The organism is Aeromonas sp. FDAARGOS 1411 (assembly GCF_019047125.1).
GTDB classification, from domain to species: Bacteria; Pseudomonadota; Gammaproteobacteria; order Enterobacterales; family Aeromonadaceae; genus Aeromonas; species Aeromonas veronii.
On sequence record NZ_CP077214.1, the window covers coordinates 3,947,208 to 3,965,880 of the forward strand.

18 protein-coding genes and 1 riboswitch are annotated in these 18,673 nt (G+C 62.3%); of the genes, 10 read left to right on the forward strand and 8 right to left on the reverse strand.

Going from position 1 to position 18,673, the window contains the following annotated elements; all coding sequences use genetic code 11:
- Nucleotides 1-129 precede the first annotated feature (129 nt).
- Nucleotides 130-306 (reverse strand): hypothetical protein, encoded by a 177-nt coding sequence (locus I6L41_RS17915; protein ID WP_005336463.1) that lies wholly within the window; start codon nt 304-306, stop codon nt 130-132.
- Between the two features lie 100 nt (nt 307-406).
- Between I6L41_RS17915 and sgrR the strand changes: the two genes are divergently transcribed.
- The 4 genes from sgrR (at nt 407) to I6L41_RS17935 (ending at nt 5,838) form a co-directional block, all read left to right on the forward strand.
- Complete coding sequence (gene sgrR / locus I6L41_RS17920; RefSeq protein ID WP_216960406.1) at nt 407-2,110, forward strand: HTH-type transcriptional regulator SgrR; 1,704 nt, start codon at nt 407-409, stop codon at nt 2,108-2,110.
- Nucleotides 2,111-2,255: 145 nt separating this feature from the next.
- A complete protein-coding gene (katG, locus tag I6L41_RS17925; protein ID WP_216960408.1) occupies nt 2,256-4,433 on the forward strand; it encodes a catalase/peroxidase HPI in 2,178 nt (725 codons plus the stop codon).
- A 263-nt stretch (nt 4,434-4,696) separates the two neighbouring features.
- Complete coding sequence (locus I6L41_RS17930) at nt 4,697-5,092, forward strand: thioesterase family protein (RefSeq protein WP_005336457.1); 396 nt, start codon at nt 4,697-4,699, stop codon at nt 5,090-5,092.
- A gap of 44 nt (nt 5,093-5,136) precedes the next feature.
- On the forward strand, nt 5,137-5,838 hold the full coding sequence (locus I6L41_RS17935; protein WP_139428322.1) for a hypothetical protein: 702 nt from the start codon (nt 5,137-5,139) through the stop codon (nt 5,836-5,838).
- A gap of 36 nt (nt 5,839-5,874) precedes the next feature.
- Here I6L41_RS17935 and I6L41_RS17940 read toward each other — a convergent pair whose 3' ends face one another.
- From I6L41_RS17940 to tyrS, 3 genes are all read right to left on the reverse strand, one after another.
- On the reverse strand, nt 5,875-6,624 hold the full coding sequence (locus I6L41_RS17940) for a lipase secretion chaperone (RefSeq protein ID WP_216960410.1): 750 nt from the start codon (nt 6,622-6,624) through the stop codon (nt 5,875-5,877).
- Complete coding sequence (locus I6L41_RS17945; protein ID WP_216964001.1) at nt 6,621-7,532, reverse strand: triacylglycerol lipase; 912 nt, start codon at nt 7,530-7,532, stop codon at nt 6,621-6,623. The genes I6L41_RS17940 and I6L41_RS17945 overlap by 4 nt, the downstream gene beginning before the upstream one ends.
- Before the next feature lie 168 nt (nt 7,533-7,700).
- Complete coding sequence (gene tyrS / locus I6L41_RS17950; RefSeq protein WP_216960413.1) at nt 7,701-8,966, reverse strand: tyrosine--tRNA ligase; 1,266 nt, start codon at nt 8,964-8,966, stop codon at nt 7,701-7,703.
- A 146-nt stretch (nt 8,967-9,112) separates the two neighbouring features.
- On the opposite strand from tyrS, the gene I6L41_RS17955 reads away from it, so the two are divergent.
- Nucleotides 9,113-9,961: a helix-turn-helix transcriptional regulator gene (locus I6L41_RS17955; RefSeq protein WP_216960416.1), complete on the forward strand. Its 849-nt coding sequence runs from the start codon at nt 9,113-9,115 to the stop codon at nt 9,959-9,961.
- Nucleotides 9,962-9,973: 12 nt separating this feature from the next.
- Here I6L41_RS17955 and I6L41_RS17960 read toward each other — a convergent pair whose 3' ends face one another.
- Both I6L41_RS17960 and I6L41_RS17965 read right to left on the reverse strand, forming a co-directional pair.
- Nucleotides 9,974-10,750 (reverse strand): ABC transporter substrate-binding protein, encoded by a 777-nt coding sequence (locus tag I6L41_RS17960; protein ID WP_216960419.1) that lies wholly within the window; start codon nt 10,748-10,750, stop codon nt 9,974-9,976.
- A gap of 109 nt (nt 10,751-10,859) precedes the next feature.
- Nucleotides 10,860-12,161 (reverse strand): hypothetical protein, encoded by a 1,302-nt coding sequence (locus I6L41_RS17965; protein ID WP_216960421.1) that lies wholly within the window; start codon nt 12,159-12,161, stop codon nt 10,860-10,862.
- A 222-nt stretch (nt 12,162-12,383) separates the two neighbouring features.
- On the opposite strand from I6L41_RS17965, the gene I6L41_RS17970 reads away from it, so the two are divergent.
- Nucleotides 12,384-12,701: a DUF1496 domain-containing protein gene (locus I6L41_RS17970; protein WP_069528514.1), complete on the forward strand. Its 318-nt coding sequence runs from the start codon at nt 12,384-12,386 to the stop codon at nt 12,699-12,701.
- Between the two features lie 321 nt (nt 12,702-13,022).
- Nucleotides 13,023-13,547: a GrpB family protein gene (locus I6L41_RS17975; protein WP_245095644.1), complete on the forward strand. Its 525-nt coding sequence runs from the start codon at nt 13,023-13,025 to the stop codon at nt 13,545-13,547.
- A gap of 75 nt (nt 13,548-13,622) precedes the next feature.
- Here I6L41_RS17975 and I6L41_RS17980 read toward each other — a convergent pair whose 3' ends face one another.
- Nucleotides 13,623-15,071: a catalase gene (locus I6L41_RS17980; RefSeq protein ID WP_216960427.1), complete on the reverse strand. Its 1,449-nt coding sequence runs from the start codon at nt 15,069-15,071 to the stop codon at nt 13,623-13,625.
- Between the two features lie 161 nt (nt 15,072-15,232).
- Between I6L41_RS17980 and I6L41_RS17985 the strand changes: the two genes are divergently transcribed.
- The gene (locus I6L41_RS17985; protein ID WP_216960430.1) at nt 15,233-15,730 is read left to right on the forward strand and encodes a GNAT family N-acetyltransferase; all 498 of its coding nucleotides are present in this window, start codon (nt 15,233-15,235) and stop codon (nt 15,728-15,730) included.
- Nucleotides 15,731-15,734: 4 nt separating this feature from the next.
- Nucleotides 15,735-16,595 carry a GyrI-like domain-containing protein gene (locus I6L41_RS17990; RefSeq protein ID WP_216964003.1) on the forward strand — a complete coding sequence of 287 codons (861 nt, stop codon included), beginning with the start codon at nt 15,735-15,737 and terminating at the stop codon, nt 16,593-16,595.
- Between the two features lie 97 nt (nt 16,596-16,692).
- Here I6L41_RS17990 and I6L41_RS17995 read toward each other — a convergent pair whose 3' ends face one another.
- A complete protein-coding gene (locus tag I6L41_RS17995; protein ID WP_005336432.1) occupies nt 16,693-17,280 on the reverse strand; it encodes a superinfection exclusion B family protein in 588 nt (195 codons plus the stop codon).
- A gap of 172 nt (nt 17,281-17,452) precedes the next feature.
- A riboswitch (yybP-ykoY riboswitch) is annotated at nt 17,453-17,559 on the forward strand.
- An 88-nt stretch (nt 17,560-17,647) separates the two neighbouring features.
- On the opposite strand from I6L41_RS17995, the gene I6L41_RS18000 reads away from it, so the two are divergent.
- On the forward strand, nt 17,648-18,634 hold the full coding sequence (locus I6L41_RS18000) for a sodium:calcium antiporter (RefSeq protein ID WP_216960434.1): 987 nt from the start codon (nt 17,648-17,650) through the stop codon (nt 18,632-18,634).
- The last annotated feature ends 39 nt before the right edge of the window (nt 18,635-18,673 follow it).

Consider the following 18,673-nt stretch of genomic DNA (forward strand, 5'->3'; position numbering starts at 1 on the left):
TGCTTGTCGCAGTTATAGATGGATAGACGTCCAATCTATCAGGCCCGTGGCCGATGTAAACAGCAAGATCCGGCAAAGCAATGTCGCCCGCAGGGGATGCGCCTCCCGAGTGGCTGGCACGGCTCGCACTCAGAGGCGACGGCGATACTCCTTGTCATCGATCTGGTTCATATCCCACTGCATCAGGCGGTTGAGCTGCTGCATGGGATCCTCGATGAGCGGCAAGGGGCGTGGCAGGATCCGCTTGAAGTAACGGCGCAAGGTCTGCTGGATCCGGTTCGGTTTGAGGGGATTGGCGTGGCTCATGATGGTGCTCCTCTGCTATGGCTCTCACGTTCATCAGCAGTATTGAGCTAAAATGCGGAAGTAAAAACTGATGACTTACAGCAGCAGGATTTCCTCTTTTATGCCGACCGGTCGCCTCTACCAGCAATTTCAACGACTCGCCCAGCTGCTTGGCAGCGACGAACGGGAGATCAGCCTCGCCGAGGTGGCGGATCTGCTCTGCTGCACCCCACGCAACGCCCGTCTGCTGCTGCGGCGGATGCAGGATCAGGGCTGGCTCAGCTGGTCGGCGGAAGCAGGGCGGGGGCGGCGCTCCCGGCTCACCTTGCTCGACAGTCAGGAGAGCCTGACCCGGCGCCGCTTGCGGGATCTGCTCAGTCAGGGCCAGCTGGCGCAGGCGGTGCGGCTGGCCGAAGATCGCCTCGATCTGCTCACTCCGCTGTTGATCGAACAGCTCGGTCAGGCCACCCGCGAGGGGCGCCAGATCCTGCGGGTGCCCTACTATCGGCCGCTGCCGCAGTTGCTGCCCACCGGCCCGATGCGCCGCTCCGAAATCCACCTGAGCCGCCAGATCTTCAACGGCCTCACCCGGCGAAATGAGGAAAATGGGGAAATCGAAGGGGATCTGGCCCACCACTGGGAGTGTCTGGGTCCTTGCCACTGGCGTTTCTACCTGCGCCCGGCGGTGCGTTTTCACCACGGCCGCGAGCTGGTGGTGGAAGATGTGATGGAGAGTCTGCTGGCCCTGCGGGATCGGCCGCTGTTTTCCCATCTGACTCGGCTGGAGAGCCCCTGGCCGCGCACGCTGGATCTCTATCTCGACAGCCCGGATCCCTGGCTGCCCCACCTGCTGGCGGAGCCGGTGGCGACCATTTTGCCGCGGGAGCTCAAGGGGGAGGCGGGCTTTGCCCTGCAACCTGTGGGCACCGGTCCTTACCGGGTGGCTGTGAACGATCCCCTGCATCTTTGCCTTGCGGCGTTTGACGACTACTTCGGCCTGCGCGCCCTGCTCGACGAGATCGACATCTGGATGCTGCCGGAGCTGGCGGAGCGGCTGGAGACCCACCTGCAGCTGGGGCGCGACAGCCCTGAGCTCGGCACCATGCGCGGCGAGTCGGAGCTGGAGTCGGGCTGCTACTTCCTGCTGCAGGATGATCGTTCCGGATCCTTGCAGGATCCCGCCCTGCGGCAGTGGCTGGGCCAGCTGCTCAATCCGGTAGCCCTGATGGGGCGGGTCGCCCCCGAGTTGCAACGGGGCTGGACCAGCGCCCTCGGCCTGCTGCCCCACTGGCGCGAAGCACTGCCCACGCCCTTGCCCACACCGGCGCAGTTGCCGGGAAGACTGGTGCTCGCCTGCTTCAACCAGCATCTGGAGTTCAACGAGTGCGCCAACGCCATGAGTAGCCTGCTGGCCGAACAGGGGATCCGGCTGGAGGTGCGCACCCTCGATTACGGCCGCTGGGTGAGCGGCGAGGATGAAGACGTGGATCTCTGGCTCGGCACCCTCAACCTCGAACATGCCGGCTCCTTTGCCCCCTACGCCTGGTTGCAGGGCACCCCGTTGCTGCGCAAGGTGTGGAGCAGTCAGCATGAGTTGTGGCAAGGGTTGATGCAGTGGCGCGCCAGCGGTGAGGAGCCAGGCCCCCGCGCCCTGCTGGCAACTGTGCAGCAGCAGAGCTGGTTTGTGCCGCTGTTTCACCACTGGCTGGAGCTGGAGAGCCGGATCGGCGTGCACGGGGTGCGGATGACAGCGCTCGGCTGGTTCGATTTTCGCAGCGCCTGGCTGCGGCCCGAGCCGCCCCATCAGCCCGCAGAGGCGCCATAGTTCGTCCAATTTCGGTCGCGGCTGACGGGCGCTCCGTGGCCGCTTGCGTGAAAGATCCGTAAATCGGCCGCTGCTGCACAGTTTGTGTCACGCCTCTGTGCCATGCTGTTTCAGGTTATGGACAGCAGAGCAAATGAGGAAAACGATGAGCAATAATTCAGACAGTTCCGCAGGAAAATGCCCGGTCATGCACGGGGGAACCACCTCCGTCGAGACGTCCAGAATGGAGTGGTGGCCGAAGAGCCTCAACCTCGACATTCTTCACCAACACGATACCAAGACTAATCCGCTGGGGGCCGGTTTCAACTATCGGGAAGCCTTGAAGGGGCTCGATATGGCGGCCCTCAAGCAGGATGTGACCGCCCTGATGACCGACAGTCAGGATTGGTGGCCCGCCGACTGGGGCCACTACGGCGGCCTGATGATCCGCATGGCCTGGCACTCGGCCGGGACTTATCGCATCGCCGATGGTCGCGGTGGTGGCGGCAGCGGCAACCAGCGTTTTGCCCCCCTCAACTCCTGGCCGGATAACGCCAACCTCGACAAGGCCCGTCGCCTGCTGTGGCCCATCAAGAAGAAGTACGGCAACAAGATCAGCTGGGCCGACCTGATCATTCTGGCGGGCACTGTGGCCTATGAGTCCATGGGGCTCAAGACCTTCGGCTTCGCCTTTGGCCGCGAGGATATCTGGCATCCGGAGAAGGATATCTACTGGGGATCGGAGAAGGAATGGCTGGCGCCCAGCGGCAAGCCGGGTAGTCGTTACTCCGGCGAACGGGATCTGGAAAACCCGCTGGCGGCGGTGATGATGGGGCTTATCTACGTCAACCCGGAAGGGGTGGATGGCCAGCCCGATCCCCTGAAAACCGCGCAGGATATGCGGGTCACCTTTGCCCGCATGGCGATGGATGATGAAGAGACGGTGGCGTTGACCGCCGGTGGCCACACCGTCGGCAAGGCCCACGGCAACGGCGACGCCAAACAGCTCGGGCCCGAGCCTGAAGGGGCCAGCCTCGAGGAGCAGGGGCTCGGCTGGATCAATCACCACAGCCGCGGCATCGGCCGCAACACTGTGACCAGCGGCATCGAGGGGGCCTGGACCACTCACCCGACCCAATGGGACAACGGCTACTTCGATCTGCTGTTCAAGTACGACTGGTGGTTGCAAAAATCTCCGGCGGGGGCCCATCAGTGGGAACCGATCAATATCGCCGAAGAGGATATGCCGGTGGATGTGGAAGATCCGTCGATCCGCTGCAAACCCATGATGACGGATGCCGACATGGCGCTCAAATTCGACCCCGAGTATCGCAAGATTGCCGAGCGCTTCCGCGATGATCCGGCGGCCTTCTCCGACGCCTTCGCCCGCGCCTGGTTCAAGCTGACCCACAGGGATATGGGGCCGAAGAGCCGCTATGTCGGCCCCTATGTGCCGACAGAAGATCTGATCTGGCAGGATCCGGTGCCTGCCGGACGTGCCGATTATGACGTGGCGGCGGTGAAGGCCAGGATTGCCGCCAGCGGCCTCTCCATCAGCGAGCGGGTCACTACCGCCTGGGATAGTGCCCGTACCTTCCGAGGCTCCGACAAGCGGGGTGGTGCCAACGGCGCCCGCATCCGGCTGGCGCCGCAGAAGGATTGGCCGGGCAACGAACCGGCGAAGTTGGCGAAGGTGCTGGCGGTCTATGACAAGCTGGCGGCCGAGTGTGGCGTCAGCGTCGCGGATCTCATCGTGCTGGGGGGCAACCTCGCCATCGAGCAGGCTGCCCAGGCCGCCGGGGTGACGGTGAGCGTGCCGTTTGCGCCGGGCCGGGGGGATGCCACTCAGGCTCAGACCGATGTGGCCTCGTTCGAGGTGCTGGAACCGCTGGCCGACGGCTTCCGCAACTGGCTGAAGCAGGACTATGTGGTGACGGCGGAGGAGCTGCTGCTGGATCGCGCCCAGCTGATGGGGCTCACCGCCTGCGAGATGACGGCGCTGGTCGGCGGGATGCGGGTGCTCGGCACCAACCACTGCGGTACAGGGCACGGGGTCTTTACCGATCGGGTCGGGGTACTCAGCAACGACTTCTTCGTCAACCTGACCGACATGGGCTACCAGTGGCTGCCGAAAGCGAGCAATCTCTACGAGATCCGCGATCGCCGCAGCGGCGCGCTGAAGTGGACGGCCACCCGGGTGGATCTGGTGTTCGGCTCCAACTCGGTGCTGCGCGCTTATGCCGAGGTCTATGCCCAGGATGACAACAAAGAGAAGTTTGTCTGTGATTTCATCACCGCCTGGAACAAGGTGATGAATGCGGATCGCTTCGATCTGTTGGGCTAGTCCCCGAGCCGTTTAGCTAGCTGCACCAGCCCCGCACACCCAAGGTGTGTGGGGCTTTTTACTGTCTGCTTTTTGCAGAGCACCACAATCTGCCGCGCTGCGACACCCGCTGGCCGGTCGCGCAGGGCCGCTGGCATCCCTGTGCTTGGGCCAGCAGTATCATGTAACATGCTGATCCGCTGGTGATGCCCGGCGGCCACCCATTGGCCACTGATGTCCCATGAACGGACAAGGACAGAAACAAAGAGACAAGGAGTCAACCCATGCTGGAAATGCAGATCCAACCCCGCTTTCAGGAGACGGATGCCCTCGGCCATATCAACAATACGGTGCCGGCGGTCTGGTTCGAATCGGCGCGGGATCCCCTGTTCCGGATCTTTTCCCCCGATCTGGATGTGCATAACTGGCATCTGATCATCGCGGGCTATACGGTGCAGTTCAAACGGGAGCTGTTCTACGGCCAGCCGGTCACCATCAAGACCGGCGTGCGCCGCATCGGCACCAGCTCCTTTACGGTCTGGCAGGAGGCCTGGCAGGGCGGCGAGCTGGCCGTCACCGCCGAAACGACCCTGATCCATTTTGACTACCGGGCCCGCCAATCCCTGCCCCTGAGTGATGCTCACCGGGAAGGGCTGCGGGCCTGGCTGACAGAGAGTTAACCACGGGCCGGATGGCCCATCACAGGAGTGTTATGTACAACTCAATGCGCAACACAGCGATCGCGCTGACCCTGGGATTCTGCTCCCTCCCTTCTCTGGCCGCTTCTCTCGCCGAGCAGTTTACCCTGATGGAGAAGGGGGCCGAGAGCGCCCTCGATACCCGTCAATTCAGCCATGACGGTGTCGATATCAAGGCCTGGATCGATGGCGCCCCCGTCATCATCGCCGTGCCCATCATGAACGAGCTGGGCAAGCTGGAAGGGGAGAGCCGCTACTACTTCAAGGGCGGCAAGCTGTTCGGGGTCAAAGAGCCCGCCGCCCAGTTCGCCTTTGACGACAGCGGCAAGCTGACCCAATGGCTGGACGAGAAGGGTCAGCCCGCCGAGTTCGTCAGCAAGATGAGCATGCAGCAGCGTCAGGAGTGGCTCACCAAGCGGGCTGCCGAGCTGAGCAAGCTGTTTGTGGTGAGCGCGGCCGAACAGAAGGCGGCCAAGGGGGGCGTCAAGCTGAAGGGAGCGGATCTCGCTCACTGGCTCTGCAACGGCAAACTGATGGATCTCGCCCACGGCGACAAGGTGATCTTCGAGCAGGATAAGCTGAAGATTGACGAGCAGGGGATCGAAGGGGAGGTCTCCCTGCGTCAGGATAAGGGGTGGCAGGAGCTGAGCCTCAAGTGCGAGGTGCAGGGCACTCAGGTAACCCGCCTCACCTGGCAGCCGCTGCCGGGTGCCAACAAGCCGCAATAAGCGCAGTAGCAAGGGGGCCCATCACGGGCCCCCTTCTCATTCGGTGTGTGGCTCCCCCAGCTTGAGCCGGGTGAGTGCCTCGACCCGGCGCCACTGTCCGGGCTCGAACCAGCGTGCCAGCAGTTCCTGCTGCTGTTCGGCCCGGGTCTCGTTCGGCAGTTGTCTGAGCTCGGCCAGAAAGCCGCTGAGCTGCTCCTCGAACCCTTGCCGGTTCTGCTCCAGCTGGCGCATCCGATCCACCGCTTCCGGCCCCCCTGTCTCCAGCAGCAGAGCCTCCCGTTTGGCTGGCTCCATCTGCGCCAGCTCTTGCAACTCCTCAAGCAGACGGCTGTTGGCCTCCGCCTCGCGAAACCAGTCCGGTTGCTCCGCCAGCCAGAGATCCAGCTCGCTGGCCAGCTGCGACTTGTCGCTGTCTCTTGCCTCCGCCAGCGCCCTGTGGCGCAGGGTCAGCTGCTCCATCAGCCGATCCTCGGCAAACAGCTGGGCCTGCTCCGCCGGGGTAAAGCTCTGCTGGCGCAGCTGCTCCCGCTCGTCAAACAGGATCTGCAGGCTGGCGAGGGAGATCTCGGTGGGTACCGTCAGGCTGCTCTGGGCGGAGACAAAGGTGCGATAGCGCGCCTGCAGGGCATCGGCGGCCTCCTGCTCGGGATCGTGCGGGTGGCTCTGTGCATGCTGGCTGGCTTGAGCGGGGGATGAGTCTGCCGTCGGAGCCGTGGGCCAGAGCAACACCCCGCCAAGCAGCAGGGTGATGGTGCAGGGCACGACGAGCAGGGTGGCTATCTTCATAGTCCCAGCTCCTTGAGACGGTTGGCATGCTGGCGATAGAGGGTGACCGGATCGGTCTCGAACAGATGGTGGATACCGAAGGACTGGTTCACTTCGTCCAGATGGTTCATCCGGTAGCCGGTGCCGATCACCTTGCCGAGATGGCTGCTGCAGACCCCGACCAGTCCGTCATTGGGCTCCTTGAAGAAGGCGCCGGTCAGCGCCAGCGCCGGATCCACCGGATCCAGCAGATTGGTCAGGTTGCCGCGCCCGCTCCAGGAGAAGTAGTAGACGCCGTTGGTCGCCTGCATCGGCCCCTCACCGCAATAGCGGCTGGGCAATCCCTCCGGGTAGCGCTGGTTGAACTGGCTGGCTCCCTTGCTGGTGAGGGCATCGAGGGCGGCGACCGGAGCTTGCGGCAGCTGGCTCCCGCCCGAGAGCAGTGAAATCATGCCGGAGAGGGCGTGGGCCGCGGCGGCAGCCAGTTTCTCGGCGGCGCTGCCGGGGGCGGCATTGGCCCGCACCAGATCGGCGATCTCTGAGCCGTAGTTGACCCCGCCGACGCTGGTGGCGGAGGCGACCAGCTCGGGGGCGACCGAGGCGACATAGCGGATGGTGGGGCCGCCGTGGGAGTGGCCGATGAGGTTGACCTTCTCGGCGCCGGTGGCAGCCAGCAGCAGCTCAACCTGGGCGAGCAGCTGTTCGCCCCGTTGCTCCGAACTGGCGGTGGCCGATACCTGAGCCACGTAGACTTTGGCACCATCCCGGCTCAGGGCCTGGGGAATGCCGTAGAAGTAATCGACCCCGAGTAGCTTGTCGAAACCGAACAGGCCGTGCACCAGCACTATGGGGTAGCGGGTCTGGGTGTATCCGCTGGCGTGTGCCAGCATGGGCAGAGTGCAGAACAGCACCAGAAGCCATCTCTTCATCATCAGCATCCTTGTTGAATCGTGAGGAACAGATTGTGTGGCGTACTCCATGTTCGCCGGTGCCAGTATGGTGGCTGCTGACGGGAGAGGCTGTGAGGGGGATCGCAACTCGGGATTCAAAAGGGATTCAGGATGCGGGCGGGGAAGCGGTGCTCCCCGCCCTGCGGCTTATTGCCACGCCACCAGGTGATACTGCTTCTTGCCCCGGCGCAGCAGCAGGTAGCGGCCAAACAGCCGATCAGTGGCACTCAGCTGATCATCCTGCTTGAGCACACCATTGAGGCTGATGGCGCCCGCCGCCAGCAGTTCGCGGGCGATGCGTTTGGAGTTCGCCAGACCGCAGCTGACCAGCAGGCTGACCAGATCAGTCTCGCCGCTGACGGTGCTGCTCGGCATGCCATCCTGCGCCAGCTGGGCCAGATCGCTCTCGCCGAGGCGGGCCACATCGCCGCTAAACAGCAGCTCGCTGATGCGCTGCACCGCCGCCAGCGCAGCCTTGCCGTGTACCAGCTCGGTCAGCTCGTTCGCCAGCACCTGCTGGGCCTGCTTTCGCCCCTGCCGCTTCGCGTCTTCCGCCTCCAGTGCATCAATCTCGCTCAGCGACATAAAGCTGTAGTAGCGCAGGAAGCGGTAGACATCCTCATCCGCGGTGCCGAGCCAGAACTGGTAGAAGGCGTAAGGGGAGGTGAGCGCCGGATCGAGCCAGACCGCGCCACCCTCGGTCTTGCCGAACTTGGTGCCGTCTGCCTTGGTGATAAGGGGCAGGGTCATGCCGTGCACCTGAGCCTGATGGAGGCGACGGGTGAGATCCATGCCGCTGGTGATATTGCCCCACTGGTCGTTGCCGCCAATCTGCAGGGTACAGCCGAGCCGCTGGTGCAGCACTGCAAAGTCGTAGGATTGCAGCAGAGCGTAGGAGAACTCGGTGAACGAGATGCCCTGATCCGGACGGGCCAGCCGCTGGCGCACCGACTCCCGCGCCAGCATGGCATTGACCGAGAAGTGCTTGCCGATATCCCGCAGAAAATCGAGGGCGGACATCTGCCCCATCCAGTCGCCATTGTTGACCAGTTGCGGGGCTGACAGGCCCTCATCGGCGGGCAGCAGCGCCCTGATTTGGGCAGACAGGCTGGCGACCCAACCCTGCACGGTATCGGCACTGTTGAGGCTGCGCTCGGTCGCCTTGAAGCTGGGATCGCCGATAAGGCCGGTTGCCCCGCCCACCAGTGCCACCGGGGTGTGGCCCGCCAGCTGGAAGCGGCGCAGCATCAAGAGCGGCACCAGATGACCGATATGCAGGCTGCCGGCGGTGGGATCGAACCCGCAATAGACGGTGCGCGGGGTGGCAAGATGATCGGCCAGGGCCGCCGGGTCGGAATTCTGGGCCACAAGGCCGCGCTCAGTCAGCTCATCGAGCAGGTGGGGGTTGATCATGGGTTCTCCAACAGCAGGGGGAAAAGTCGTCATCCTCGCTGTTCTGGCTGGTGGCGGATATGTCCCCTGAGGGACAGTTTTGCCACTCTCGTGCTAGCATTCAGCCATAGCGGGGAATCGCTCCCCGTCACCGGAAACGTGCCACCATGACCCAGCCATTCACCAGAGATGCCTTGACCCGCAGCATGACCGGGGTGGTCGATGCCCTGCACAGCAGCGCCTTTGCGGCGGCGCTGGTGCGGCTGATCCAGCAGCAGGTGGCGTTTGATTGTGCCCTGCTGCTCGGGGTGGGGCAGCGCCCCGTCTACCTCTACGACAACCTCAACCATCAGCGGGCTCTGCTGTTTGATCGCTACCTCACCAGCCACTTCAGTCAGGATCCCTTTATGCAGGCGCTGGAACAGGGCTTGCCTGCCGGCGTCTGGACCCTGGCGCAGGTCTCCCAAGGGCGGCTCGATCCCGAATATCGCCACCACTTCTATCAGGCCACCGGCTGGCAGGAGGAGGTGGGGCTGATCCTGCCGGTGCGGGATGGGCTGACGCTGATGCTGTTTCTGGGGCGACTCGACAAGCGCAGTACCCTCAGCCGTGACGAGCAGGCAAGGCTGGAGCAGCTGTTCCCGCTGGTGCATTCGCTCTGTCGTCAGCAGTGGCAACAGAGCTCGCCGCTGCTGGCCCAGAGCGCGGCGATGCCAGATAGCGCCAGCCTCCGGAGTGCGGTGGAGCAGGCGATGACGAGTGTCGGGGGGGATCTGCTCACCCGGCGCGAGCGGCAGGTGGCGGAGTTGCTGCTGCAGGGACTGGATACGGAGGCGATTGCCGCAGCGCTCGGGATTGGCAGCGGCACGGTGAAGAATCACCGCAAGCATCTCTATGGCAAGCTGCGACTCGGCTCGCGGGCCGAGCTGTTCAATCTCTTTCTGAACCACCTCATTACGGCGCCGGTGGAGGCATCACAGGCGTCATCGGCGGGAGATAGAGAGAGCCCACCATAGGGCGGGCCGGGGTTACTCGAGGCGCGGGATGGTGGGAGTGGTTTCGGGCAGGATACTGAGCAACTGGTAGCGCTTCATCAGCTGCTTGTATTCATCCCCCTGTCTGACCTTGTCCAGCGCCTGTTGCAGGCGGGCAACCTGTTGCTTGTCTGCCCTCAGGTTGAAGGCGAAGCAGTTATCCTGTTCTTCAATAATCGCGACGGTGACAAAATCCTCGCTGGGGAAACCCAGCTCTTTGGCCTGATGGCGCAGCATCACCTCGTTGCCCGCCACCAGATCGGTGCGTGCCATGATGAGCTGGCGCACCACCTGATCCATGCGCTCCACCGACATCATATTGCCCGGGCTGATCCCGCGGTTGAGCAGCAACTGCTCCCCGACATCTGCCTGCATTACACCAATCTGCAGCTTGGCGAGATCCGCTTTGCTGGCCACTTTGGGGGCATCCTGCTTGCGGCCGACCAGCGCGACCCTGGAGTGGCTGATGGGGCAGACCCAGAGGAAGTGGGGATCCCGCTCCTTGGTGTGCGCCGTGGTAAAGAGCACGGCCTCTTGCTGCTGGGTCAGCAGATACCAGCCGCGGGCCCAGGGCAGAAAGTGGATGGGGTGCTCAGGCTCCCCCATTTCACGCCACATCAGGCGCAGCAACTCGACCGCCAACCCCACAGGCTGACCATTTTTATCATGGCCATTGAGCGGCATGTTCTGCTCCGAATAGTAGATAAGTGCCAGAGCCGGGAGCGCGATAAACAGGGCGAGAGAAGCGAGAGCAGGGAGCAGACGACGCATGATGCACTCCTTGTGCGGGTAGTTACCTAACAGTCTATGTGGCCTTTTCCATAACGTCATGATCCGGTAGCGGGATAAAAAACAGGCCACCTTGCGGTGGCCTGTCGGTTTATTTCAGCAGGGCTTCCATCTCCGCCTCTGCCTTGGCGCGAGCCTTGGCTTCCGCCGCTCTGGCGGCATCGGCGACGCTCTCTCCGGCCGTATGGGATGCGGCACTGACGGCCTGCCGGGCTGGTTCTGCAACGGCCTTGGTCGCTTCTTGTGTCACGGTAGCTGTGGCACTGCTGACTGCCTGTTTGGCAGGAACGGCAACAGCCTTGGTTGCCTCTTGCGTCACGGTTGCAGTGGCACTGCTGACTGCCTGTTTGGCAGGCGCGGCAAGGGCTTTGGTGGCTTCTTGCGTCGCGGTCGCAGCGGCACTGCTGACGGCTTGTTTGGCAGGAACGGCAACAGCCTTGGTGGCTTCTTGCGTCGCGGTTGCTGCGGCGCTGCTGACGGCTTGCTTGGCCGGAGCGGCAACAGCCTTGGTTGCCTCTTGCGTCACGGTAGCGGCGGCACTGCTGACTGTCTGTTTGGCCGGAGCGGCAACGGCCTTGGTGGCTTCTTGGGTCGCGGTCGCAGCGGCGTTGTTGACGGCTTGCTTGGCCGGAGCAGCAACGGCCTTGGTCGCTTCTTGAGTTGCAGTCGCAGCGGCACTGCTCAGCGCCTGCTTGGCTGGCGCAGTGACTGCGGTGGTTGCACTACGGGTCAGATCGGTCGCGCTTTGGCTCACCGCTTGAGTTGCCTGCCCTGTGGCGTTGGCGGCTGCGCCGCTGATAGCCTGACTTGCGCTGTTGGTCAGCGAGCCGGTGACGCCGCGAGTCACTGTGCCCAGCGCGCTGCCAAGGGAGAAGGGGGAGGCGCCACTCTGACTGGTTGCCGTACCGGTCAGGGCATTGGCCGCCGGGGTGAGCTGGCTGGTGGGTGCCTGCCAGCCCTGCATGGCGGTTGGCCAGGTCGGTGCCGTGCCCGCCAGATTTTCGCCAAAGGTCTGGGTGGTGCCATCCCCTTTTTGCAGCAATACCGACATCTGGTTGGTTTGCGAGTTCCACACCATCCCCGCCTGCTTGGCGATATCCGGCACCGGCGCATACTCGGAGACCACATAGAAAAGCGGCCCCTCCTGCTGTAACTTGTCGGCAGTCTTGAGCAACTGCATGGTGCTGTCGTAATTGGGGCCAAGGATGGCGGTCATCCGATCCTTGATCAGGGGTTGTTCGAACAGATTGACCTCGTTCGGGTCAAAGCCGACCAGCGGCTTGAGCAGGGCCCACATCAGCTGGCTGGTGGGGCTCATCATCAGCAATGGGGCAACGCAGGCGGACAACATCAGGCTCAGGCAGGCCGCCTGAAGCAACGGCATGATACGCATTGGGATAATATCCAAATAACGATTTGATAAATAAGGTTATATTTTGTCAGGACGTGACAAATTCACCGGAAGTTTGCGCGTGGCAGCGAGAGACTGCCCGCAGGCGCTGGCAGGCTACCATATTGGTTCCACAATGCCAGCAGGCAGTATGATTGTCAGTCAAGTAAACCCCGGGGCTGGTCGACTCTTCGAGAGTGCCCCCATCGCAACAGGATCCCTCTCATGAAAAATGTACTGCTCTGCCTGCTGGCCTCCCTCTGGCTCGCCCCTGCTCTGGCCGCGTCCAAAACCACTGTGGTGGGCGAGTCTGCCAGTCCCGAGCTGGTGTTGCCGCTGGGCTCATTGCCCGAGCGGGTCTGCTGGTTTGCCGATCAGAAATATTCCGAAGGGGCCCGCATTCTGCAGGGAGATATCTGGCTGGAGTGCGGCCCGCAGAACGACCTCGAGAGCAATGGCCCGTTGGCCTGGCGCTCTCCTGCGGTGGTGTTGCCTGCCACCCGGGGAGCAAAAAATCAGAAGACGATTTCCGTGGGTCAGTGAGGCTTTTCTTGATCCAGCTAAAGACATGGACGTGATCCCTGTCGCATAATGCAGCTCCTTTCTTCTCTTGGCTGGAACCTAAGAAATGGCTCGTCGCTCTTCCAATGCACAACGTCGTCGCAGTAGCTGGTGGTACAAACGCTTGTTGGCAAGGGAGCGGGGAGAGCGCGAAGCGCGTTCCGTCCGGGATTGATACAGCATTGAAAAACGGAGCCTCTGGCTCCGTTTTTGTTGTTGGCAATTTGCCGTCTGGTTATCTTGTCCACCCATCGCATACCCTGTTGCCCGATGCCATCGGCAACTATCCAGAGAGCTGAAACTGTGAGAGTCGACGTTGTCTCCTACAACCCCCAATGGCCAGCCAGCTTTGTAGCTGAAGAGGTTCAATTACGCAGTGCGCTGGATAACTGCTTGCTAGCTGTCCACCATATCGGCAGTACCTCTGTCGTCGGTTTGGCCGCCAAGCCCATCATCGACATCATGCTGGAGGTATCATCGCTGGAGCGGCTCGATGAGCAGAACGGTCAGCTGGAGGCGCTGGGCTATGAGGCGATGGGGGAGTGCGGGATTGCGCGCCGCCGCTATTTTCGCAAGGGGGGTGATGAGAGAACCCACCAGATCCACGCCTTCTTGCAAGGGGATGACCATGTGCATCGCCATCTGGCCTTTCGTGACTATCTAAGGACCCACCCTGCGGTATGTCGGGAATACGCCGAGTTAAAGCAGGCGGTAGCCGCGAGCTGTCAGCACGATATCGAGCGCTACTGTGCGGGCAAGAATGCCTTTGTCAAAGAGCACGAGGCGAACGCGTTGCGGTGGCAGGCCGTGCAGGAGCCTGCTCTCTGAGCGAGCTTGCTCGCCATAGAAAACGGGGGCCATCAGGCCCCCGTTTTGCTTTTGCAGATTTTTCCTGCTTGCGACTTAGCGCTGCAAGGCTGCCAGTGCCAGTTCGACTCGTTTGGCGTACTCGGGGTCGGCTTGCTCGAAGTGTTTGAGCTGGGCCGCGACGATGGCGTCATCCTCCACATTGATAAGGGAGCGGGCCAGGTTGGCGGCGAGCCGCGAACGCTGTCCCTCGTCCATGATGCGGAACAGGTTGCCCGGCTGGCTGTAGTAGTCGCTGTCGTAGTCACGGAAGTCGTAGTGCAGGGCAGCCCCTTCCAGACTCAGCGCCGGTTCGTGCTGCTCGCTCGGTTGTTGGCTACCGAAACGGTTCGGCTGATAGTTGGGGCTGGCGCCACCATTGCTGTCTGCCCGCATTGCACCGTCACGATGGGCGCCGTGATGGAACGGGCAGCGCGGGGCGTTGACCGGCAGCAGACCGTGGTTGACGCCAAGGCGATAGCGCTGGGTGTCACCGTAGGAGAAGAGTCGCCCTTGCAACATGCGATCCGGCGAGAAGCCGATACCGGGGACCACGTTGGCCGGGGTAAAGGCGGCCTGCTCCACATGGGCGAAGTAGTTGTCCGGGTTCTGGTTGAGCTCCAGCACGCCCACCGGGATCAGCGGGTAGTCGCTGTGCGGCCACACCTTGGTGAGGTCGAACGGGTGGATGTTGTAAGTCTGGGCTTCGGCCTCCGGCATCACCTGCACATAGACCTTCCAGCGCGGGAAGTCGCCCCGCTCGATGGCATTGAACAGATCCGCCTGACTGGTCTCCCGATCCTGCCCGACGGCGGTGGCTGCCTCTTCATCGGTGTAGAAGCTGTGGCCCTGCTCGGTCTTGAAGTGGAACTTGACCCAGAAGCGCTCGTTGGCATCGTTGATAAAGCTGAAGGTGTGGCTGCCGTAGCCGTTCATCTCCCGCAGGCTCTTGGGGATGCCGCGATCGCTGAACAGTATGGTGACCTGATGCAGGGATTCCGGATGGCGTGACCAGAAGTCCCAGGCGGCAGTGGCGCTGCGCAGGTTGGTGCGCGGATCCCGCTTCTGGGTGTGGATGAAGTCAGGGAATTTCAGCGGATCGCGGATGAAAAAGACTGGGGTGTTGTTGCCCACCAGATCCCAGTTGCCCTGCTCGGTATAGAACTTGAGGGCGAAGCCGCGCACATCGCGTTCGGCATCGGCGGCGCCCTTCTCACCGGCCACGGTGGAGAAGCGCAGGAATACAGGCGTCTGCTTGCCGATGGCGCTGAACAGATCGGCCTTGCTGAACTGGCTGATGTCGTGGGTCACGGTAAAGGTGCCGTAGGCGCCCGAGCCCTTAGCGTGAACCACCCGCTCGGGAATGCGCTCGCGGTCGAAGTGGGCGAGTTTCTCCATCAACCAGATGTCTTGCATCAGGATGGGGCCGCGCGGACCAGCGGTGAGGCTGTTGTTGTTGTCGACGACGGGGGCGCCGTTGGCGCTGTGCAGGGTCTTCTCAGTCATGGCTTCTCTCCTTGTTGATATGGGGTCAGCCTACGGATCTGCGCCGTGCTCGGCCAATGGGCCTTTCCTCGTCCTTTGATAGGCAAGACAAATGGGTGTGGGTAGGGGATGTGTAACCGCGCCGGATATTGCATGATGGTGGCTTCGAGAAGGAGCTTCATATGCAGATTACTATCCGTCATGCCGAACCCGCCGATGCCCCCGCCTTGCGGGATCTATACTCCATGCCCAATGCCCAGACGGGCACTTTGCACCTGCCTATGCCACCCCTTAGCCAGTGGCAGAAGCGGTTGGAGAGCGACAGCGTGGTGGCACTAGTGGCCGAGGTTGACGGCCTGCTGGTAGGCCAGCTATCGCTGCTGGTTGAGCCTAATCCGAGACGCAAGCATGTGGCCGGTATTGGCATGGGAGTGCGGGATGACTGGGCAGGCAAGGGGGTTGGCTCTGCCCTGATGGCCGCGGCGCTGGATCTGGCCGATAACTGGCTCAACCTGCACCGGATTGAGCTGACCGTCTATACCGACAATGAGGCCGCACAGGCGCTCTATCGCAAGTTCGGTTTTACCGAGGAGGGGCGCGCCCGTGACTATGCCTTCCGCCAAGGGCGTTATGTGGATGCGCTCTATATGGCCAGAGTCGCGGGGAGCGTCAGTCGCTAACGGCATGGTCGACTATCAGGCCAGATTGCGCCCGGTGATCCGGGCGCTGGAGCAGAATCCCGATCTCTCCATCGAAACGCTGGCGAGCAGTGCCTGCTTGTCTTTCTACCATTTTCACCGGGTGTTTACGGCTGTGGCGGGGGAGACGCCCGGGGAGATGTGTCGTCGTCTGCGCATCCAGCGGGCTGCTTGGCAGCTCTGCTATACCGATGCCAGTGTCACGGCCATTGCGTTGGGGGCGGGGCTCGCCAGCTCGCAGGCGTTTGCCAAGGTATTTCGCCGTTACTATGGTTGCACGCCGGGAGAGTTTCGCCGCGACAAGAGCAAGAATGGACACTTGATGAGCAAGGATGGACACGCACTTGTGCAGCTTAATCCTTATGCTGAGGGTCACTCATCAGCAAGGAGCAATACCATGAAAACCATCGAGATGGACGCCCGCACTCTGGCCTATATGCGTGTCACCGGCCCCTATGGCGAGGGGTATGACCCCGTCTGCAGCCAGCTGCATCAGTGGGCCAGCGCCCGCGGTCTGGAAGGTGGGGAGTGGATCTTCATCTATCACGATAACCCTGAGGTGACCCCGCCAGCCCAGTGTCGCACTGACATCGGGGTGACGGTGCCTACAGGGACGGTGGGGATGGGAGCGGTCGAGATCCAGCTTATTCCCGCCGGTCGTTACGCCCAGTCCCGTTATCTTATTACCGACCGCAGTCAGTATGGCCCGCGTTGGCAGGAGCATATAGGCGACATCGTTGCTGCCGGGCTGGAGTTTGGCAATGGTCCCTGCTTCGAGCTCTATCACAGCATGAGCGATGATCCGGTGCAGGACGATGTCAGCTTTTGCTCCAGCCTCAAGGGGTAGGACGAAGCAAGACGGAAGGGATGGTACAGAGCGTTGCGCAGAAACGAGAGAGCCGGACAGTGTCCGGCTCTTTTGCATCTGGCGGATAGGGCGGCGGTTAGCGCTGGAACCCCTTCTGGGCGAACTTGGGACGGGCGTTCATGATCTGCTCCACCTGCTCGTCGCTCATCTTGCCGCGCGACAGCCCCAGCACCTTGTAGGTGAGCAGCGGTCGGGCGGGCAGGGCGATCATCAGGGCGCGGATCTGGTTCTCGTCATCCTTCTCCCGGGTCGGCTTGCCGTAGGCGTAGGTGAGGACGCCGGCATCCATCAGGTTTTTGACGGCGGGCTCGGTGATCGGCAAGTTTATGACGCTTTTACGCTGCAGCACGAACTCGCGCAGCACCGCCTTCTCGTTGAAGTCGAGGAAGCCGATCATCTGGGCCAGCTGGTCCTGCTGACGGCGCGCCTGCCACTCTTCGCATGCCCACTCCCAGGCGATCAGGAAGCCCTGACTGCAGAAGTAGGAGATGGCGATCAGCATGCCGACCCCCAGCCAGGCCGCATGATCCGCAGCCCACTGGCTGACGGCCCCTTTCATCAGCCCGGCCGGAAACAGCAGAATGATGCTGCAGCAGAGCAACAACCAGACCATCAGCCAATTGAGGCGGTTCAGTTGATAGAAATGTTGGATCCACCGTTTCATTGTTCATCCTTCCCAAACTGTTGTGGATAGTGAACTACCTACAGCAATCGGTGTGCCAACAGCGCAATAGCGGTGGGGGGGAGGGACTGGCGAGGTTACATTCCCTTACAACTTATTGAATGAGTTGTCATTAATTTGCCTTGTGAGGCGGTGGTCGAGTTGCTAAAACGTCTCCTCAGTCATTGGGGAGTAGCAACCCGCCCGCATTCCGGGCCGGGCCCATGTCAACACTCTTGGATCCTCGCATCCATGGCATGGGCGGCGATAGGCACTATCGCTCTGCAAGACCTTTGGCCTCGATATGCACGCCAGCCGGGCGAGCCATGTCGGGTCCATCGGTTATTCTGCTCGCCTGGCGGTATCTATTATGTTGATTACCCTGCTGTTATTTCTCGTCTCTGCGGTCACCATCTACCTTGCCTGCGAATACTTCGTCAACGGCATCGAGTGGACCGGCCACCACTTCAAACTCTCCCAAAGCGCCACCGGTTCGCTGCTGGCGGCACTGGGTACGGCGCTACCCGAGTGTATCGTGACCCTGACCGCTCTGCTGATGGGCAACACAACCGCCCAGCTGGAGATCGGCATTGGCGCCGCCCTTGGCGGGCCGCTGGTGTTGGCGACCATCGGCTATGCGGCAGTCGGCCTCACCCTGCTGCTTTGCATGGGGCGTACCGAACGGGCCATCGATGGCGAGGTGCAGCGCGAGATTGGCCGGGATCAGCGCTGGTTTATGGGCATCTTTCTGGTGGCGACCGCGCTGGGGCTGGTCGCCTTCACCGGCAAGAGCTGGCTGGCCCCGCTCTTCCTGCTGGTCTACCTCGTCTATGTAAGGCGCGAGCTGAAGCAGAGCGACAGCCACGAGGTCGAATTACCGGAGCCCCTCAAGCTGGCTCCAAATGCCGGGATCCCGCCTCTTGGCAAGGTGCTGTTGCAGACGCTGGCTGCGTTAGTGGTGGTGGCGCTGGCGGCACAGCTGTTTGTTCATCAGCTGGAGAGCATGGGCGAACTGTTTGGCCTCTCGCCAGTGCTGGCTGCCCTGCTGTTGAGTCCGGTGGCGACCGAGATGCCGGAGCTGATGAACGTGCTGATCTGGGTGCGGCAGGGCAAGAACCGGCTGGCGCTGGCCAATATCTCCGGGGCCATGATGATCCAGGGCACTATCCCCAAGGCGTTCTGCTTGCTCTTTACCCCCTGGTTGCTGGATGGCGCCATGATGGCCTCCTCGCTGGTGACGCTGTTGGCGGTCGGGTTGCTCTGGTGGGGGTTCAGAAAGGGAACCATGACCGCCGAGCGGCTGGGGCTGGTCGGTCTGCTCTATCTCGGTTTTTGCGGCTGGCTGCTGGTGAGCTGAAGAGGGAAGCGCGGATATGAAAAAGCCCCCTTGGCAGGG